The organism is Streptomyces phyllanthi (assembly GCF_009377205.1).
GTDB lineage: Bacteria > Actinomycetota > Actinomycetes > Streptomycetales > Streptomycetaceae > Streptomyces > Streptomyces phyllanthi.
In genome coordinates this window covers 1-4,704 of sequence record NZ_VJZE01000593.1, presented here as the reverse complement: position 1 = coordinate 4,704, position 4,704 = coordinate 1, and the positions used below count along the sequence as shown (strand labels likewise).

The window sequence follows — 4,704 nt, the reverse complement described above, 5'->3', positions numbered from 1 at the left end:
GTGTGTACGGGGGCTTGTCCGGGGCGGGGGACTTCCATGCAAGCGCATTAGTTGCAAGCTCAACGAACGTTCTCAGTCCGGTACCCTGCACGCATGGCAGTGAACACGGCGGACGCCCGGCTCGAGGACCAGTGGCGGGACATCCTGTCGGTGCACGCGCGCACGATGTGCGAGATCGACCGCGCACTGCATCCGCACGGCCTCGGCGCCAGTGACTTCGAGGTGCTCGACGTCCTCGCCTCGGGCGCTGCCGCACACACCGGCGAGCAGTGCCGTGTGCAGAACATCGCCGACCGGGTCCACCTCAGCCAGAGCGCGCTGTCCCGGCTCATCGGCCGTCTGGAGAAGGACGGGCTGGTGGAACGGTCGGTCTGTCTGGAGGACCGGCGTGGCGTGTGGGTCGTCCTCACCCAGAGGGGCCGCGAACTGCACGCCGAGGTGCTGCCCCTGCAACGCGCCGTCCTGGCCCGTATGCTCCGGAGCCGGCCGGTGCCGCACGGCGCGGAGCCGGCCGGGGCCGCGTGACGCACCGCTCCGGCCGACGGGGCTGACCCCGACGGGGCTCAGCACAGCGGATCCCGTACGCCCGGTCCGCACGGCATCCTCACCCCCGGAAAGGCCCTGAGGAGCGCAGGCCCACCCCGTCCTCCAGGGCCCGGCCGCTCCCCTCCGGTGCCTGGCGGCCGGGCCCGCCCCCGATCCCCGGGACACGGCCCGTTCAGTCCTGCGGCCTCGCCAGCAGGGTGCGTACGTCCTCGGAGTCGAGCGTCAGCCCGTGCGGTGAGCTGGCGTCGATGGTGAGCGACAGGTCGATGTCCGGCCACTGCGAGGCAAGGGCACCCAGGGGCACGACGCGGTAGCGCGACACGAACGGCAGCAGATCGGCCATCTCCACCTCCGTGGTGAACACAGGCACGACCTGCTCGCCGCTCGGCTGCTCCAGCACCGGCAGCGCCACCGCCGTCGGGTCGTAGGCGTCCTCCTCGCTGGCGTCGTCCGGCACCGGGACGAGCACCTCCGAGTCGGCCAGCGTGTCGAGCGCGCCCCTGCTGTCCCCCGTGTTCAGGGCGATGGTGGTCAGGGCCTCCTGCGCCGGTGTGACGGGCTCGGGCGCGGTGATGTCGTTCGAGGGTGTGTCCATGGCAGATCCCCGGGTCGTGGCGGACGGACAGCCCGGGACGCGATCCGTCCCGGGCGCAACGCCCGTCGCGTACCCGGCCGGACTCCGGGCAATCCTGTGCGACGGCCCGGGGTTCGCTGTGCGCCGAAGGCCATCGGAGCGGTCTGCGGCCTGGTCACTCCGCGAGCACGCGGTGTGCTTCCGCTTCCTGCCGCTTTCGCAGCTCCGTCCAGCCGGCGCGGACGTCCGGATGCTCGTCGAGCCACTTCTCCTGCGCCGCGGCCAGCTCGGAGTAGGCCGCCACCAGATAGTCCGTGTCGGCCTTGCACCGTACGTCCGCCCGGGCGGCCCGGTGGGTACGGATGTCGGTGTCGGCGGGCAGGGAGTTCAGGAACCGCAACGGATCCTTCTCGTCGAAGCCGGTTTCCTTCATACAGGTGCGCCACCGCGCCTGGGCCGCGCGGAAGCCCGGCGCCTTCTCCAGCATGTCGAACGCCTCCCGCTCTCCGTCGCCGAGCCGGAGCCGAAGGCGCAGCCACCGCAGCCGCTCGTCCCCGAGCAGCCGCTCCTCCGCCTCGGCCTGGCATCCGGTCGCGGGGCGGGACACGGTGAACGACTCGCTCTTCGCCCGGATACGGTCGTCCGGGTCGCCGAAGAGCGCGCGTGTGTAGGCCTCTCCCTTGGGCTCCTCCGGCGGGAGGGTCTCGGCGGTGTCGGTTCCGGGCACATCGAGGGTCTCCAGCCCGAACGGGGTGGGCCACTGCGCCCCCTCCTCCACCGTCGCCACGGGAGGAGGCGTGTAGGTGAAGCCGTGCCCGGCCATGCACGTGGTGATCAGCCGCCCCTGCGCCACGGCGATCTGCCGGGCCGACGGCGTCCAGTCGTAGAGGAAGCGGTAGATCGGTGGGCGTTTTCGTACCTCGGCCAGTGAGACGGCCGATCCCGCGGGTGTCGAGGGGGAGTCCTGGGACCGCTCGGTCATGACCAGGGCCGCCACCGCGACCACGAGAGCGAGGCCGAGGACGAACAGGGAGGTACGGACGGCACGGCTGCGCGACGCTGTCGAGGGCATGCGATCTCCAGGGTGGGCGGGAGCCGCAGGGAACCGGGCCTTCCTCTGCGGCGATGCGATGTCGAGGTGATGCCCGGCGGCCCCCGACCGCCGGGCATCTGTCACTCGCCGGCGATCAGAAGCACGAGATCGACGTCGTCCCCCGGAGCCGGAGGGCACTGGCCCTGTTCCACAGGCTGGAGGGGATTTCGCTCTGGTAGGCCTCGCTGCCGGGGTTCACACAGAACAGGCGGTTGGCGTCCAGCCAGCCACTGCTGCTGCTGTACGAGTCGTAGAAGTGGCTCTCGTACCCGCTGTTGCTGTTGTTGCTGGCCGCGATGGAGTTGTTGTTCACCGTCGAGCCGTAGCCGGACTGGCCGCTGAGCTGGTTGAAGGTGTCGTTGCTGAAGTTCGTGTCCGTGTCGAAGTACGAGTGGCGCGCGGAGTTGTAGATGTCCGTCCAGAAGACACAGTGATATCCCGAGGAGCAGTTGTCGCTGGCCGAAGCCGGCGCCGCTCCGAGGAGGGTGCCCGCCGCCGCCATGACGGCCGCGATTCCCGTGGCGATGCCCAGCCGGCTTCGCAGCCCCGCTCTGGCAGTCCTTGTCGACATGTGATTCCACCTCCGGTGTTGTGGTCCACGGTCCGAACCCGGGGGGCGTCCGGGCGGGAAACACACTCAACGGCTGTCCCGTCCGGCCCCGGTGGACCTGCTGCCAGCGCAGTTCAGTCCCCTGGGACGCGGGGCACAAGGAAACGGGCTCCCGCGGGACGACGGGACAGCGCCAGTGGTTTGACCTGGGGCTTCGCATGCCTGATGGGATGCGGATGGAACAGCGGGAGCGTGGGCCGGCGCGGGGCGGTCGCCGGTACGGGTCGGCGGCCACCGCGGGCAGGGGCTGCCGCCGGTGAACGGCCGGCTCGGGGCGGCGCCCGCCACCGCGGAACGGCTCATACGGAACGGCCGCCGTCCCCGGCGACCAACGGCTCATACGAAAGGGCCGCCGCCCCGGCGACCAAAGGGTCGGGGGCGGCGGCCGCTACGGGACTCGGCCGGACGCTCGGCGAGGTGCCAGACGCCAGGCGCCAGGCATCGCGGACCCGGCCATGATCCGTCGGACAGGCCCCACGCCCCCTGTCCCGGCGCGGACGTCGGCCGGAACGGGAAGGGCCACCGGAACAGGAAGGGTCAGTCGCCGCTCGGGCTCGCCGAGGGAGAACTCGTACGGAACGCCTGATCGCAGTGCGGCCAGCTGCTGAAGTCGCGGTTGACACTCCAGAGCCGGCGGGCGGCCTGGATGTTCCACTCCGGGTCGAGAGCCTGCCGGGGGTCGGCCGCGAACTTCTTGAGGTTCACGTCGGCGATCTGGAAGACACCCCAGTTACGGGTGCCGTTGGTGTTCGGCAGGATGTGCAGAGGGTCGAGGAAGGACTGGCAGCGGGCGATGGCCACGGCCCGATCGCCTTCCTCGGGGAAGACCTCCCGGATGCGTCGCTCCACCTTCTCGGGCGCCCATGTCGACAGGTCGACCTTGCCGGCGTAGAGAGCCCGCTTGGTGGCCTTGTCGACGATGCCCTTCGGCGGGAGTTCCGCCATCACCTGGAAAGCGGTCACGCGCCGCAGCGTCTGGGGTCCGAAGTCGGAGTCCACGTCCAGTTCACCGCCGGCCTTCCTGAGCAGGGTCTGCACCTCCCGTACGCAGGCGTCGTGCTGTCCCATGCTGACCACCGGTTCGCACGCCGCGGAGAACAGCAGCCGACCGTCGTCGGATGAGACCTCCTCCCGCGCGGAACGGCCACCGCCGCTGCTCTCCGGCCAGAGGGCGACCCCGAGGGTGGCGCCTACGGCGATGAGGACGGCCGCCGCCACGCCCGGCAGCATCCGGCGTCCGGAACGGGCCGACTCCATCACCTCCGACACGACGGTCAGGCCGGTCTCCTCGACCTCGGCCCCGCCTTCCGCGCGTGAGCGCTCCTCGGGACCGGCCGGCTCAACGCCGACCGACTCGGAACCGACCGACTCGGAACGGACCGTCTCCGAGCCAACCGGCTCGGGTCCGCGCTCCCGGTGTCCGTCCCCCTCGGCCCCGGCCGCCCCGGCCTTCCGGGATCCACCGTCCCCGGTTCCACCACCGTCCGCCTCCGGTCGCCGTTCACCGGCCCCCTGCGTCTCCGGCCGCGCCGCTGTATCCTCGGCCGACGCCTCCGCCGCGTCCTCCGCGGAGCGGGCGGCGTCGGCGAGTGCCCACAGGCGGTGCAGCTCGCGAAGCTCCTCCCCCGTCGCCCCGCACGCCTTCGCGAACGAGTGGACCAGTCCGTACCCCACGGGGACATGGGTCCCCGCGCAGTAGCGGTGCAGGCTCGACCTGCCGGCCCCGGTCCGCTGGGCCAGCACCTCGAAGCTGACCCCCGCGCGGTCCTTGAGCATGCGTAGACGGGCCGCCAACCGCTCGGCCTCGTTGGGTTGCGCCACCCCTGCCTTCTTTCTGCCTCCCCGGACGCCGAAGACGCCCTGAACCCACCCCGGGAGACG

At 71.5% G+C, this 4,704-nt stretch carries 5 protein-coding genes; 1 reads left to right on the top strand and 4 read right to left on the bottom strand.

The annotated features are described in order from the left end of the window. Positions 1-93: 93 nt before the first annotated feature. Positions 94-525: a MarR family transcriptional regulator gene (locus FNH04_RS41585; RefSeq protein WP_152791429.1), complete on the top strand. Its 432-nt coding sequence runs from the start codon at positions 94-96 to the stop codon at positions 523-525. 193 nt (positions 526-718) lie between these two features. Here the strand turns inward: FNH04_RS41585 and FNH04_RS41580 are convergent, their stop codons facing one another. The 4 genes from FNH04_RS41580 to FNH04_RS41565 form a co-directional block, all read right to left on the bottom strand. Beyond that, on the bottom strand, positions 719-1,141 hold the full coding sequence (locus FNH04_RS41580) for an SseB family protein (protein WP_152791428.1): 423 nt from the start codon (positions 1,139-1,141) through the stop codon (positions 719-721). A gap of 154 nt (positions 1,142-1,295) precedes the next feature. Beyond that, positions 1,296-2,192, bottom strand: coding sequence for a hypothetical protein (locus FNH04_RS41575; RefSeq protein ID WP_152791427.1), 897 nt, complete (start codon positions 2,190-2,192; stop codon positions 1,296-1,298). A 115-nt stretch (positions 2,193-2,307) separates the two neighbouring features. Then, positions 2,308-2,784 (bottom strand): hypothetical protein, encoded by a 477-nt coding sequence (locus tag FNH04_RS41570; protein ID WP_152791426.1) that lies wholly within the window; start codon positions 2,782-2,784, stop codon positions 2,308-2,310. Positions 2,785-3,360: 576 nt separating this feature from the next. Then, complete coding sequence (locus FNH04_RS41565; protein WP_322725380.1) at positions 3,361-4,644, bottom strand: helix-turn-helix domain-containing protein; 1,284 nt, start codon at positions 4,642-4,644, stop codon at positions 3,361-3,363. Between the last annotated feature and the right edge of the window lie 60 nt (positions 4,645-4,704).

Excerpts from the sequence above, each read along its gene's own strand:
- FNH04_RS41585 (WP_152791429.1), top strand. The coding sequence starts at position 94 with ATGGCAGTGAACACGGCGGACGCCCGGCTCGAGGACCAGTGGCGGGAC.
- FNH04_RS41580 (WP_152791428.1), bottom strand. The coding sequence starts at position 1,141 with ATGGACACACCCTCGAACGACATCACCGCGCCCGAGCCCGTCACACCG.
- FNH04_RS41570 (WP_152791426.1), bottom strand. The coding sequence starts at position 2,784 with ATGTCGACAAGGACTGCCAGAGCGGGGCTGCGAAGCCGGCTGGGCATC.
- FNH04_RS41575 (WP_152791427.1), bottom strand. The coding sequence starts at position 2,192 with ATGCCCTCGACAGCGTCGCGCAGCCGTGCCGTCCGTACCTCCCTGTTC.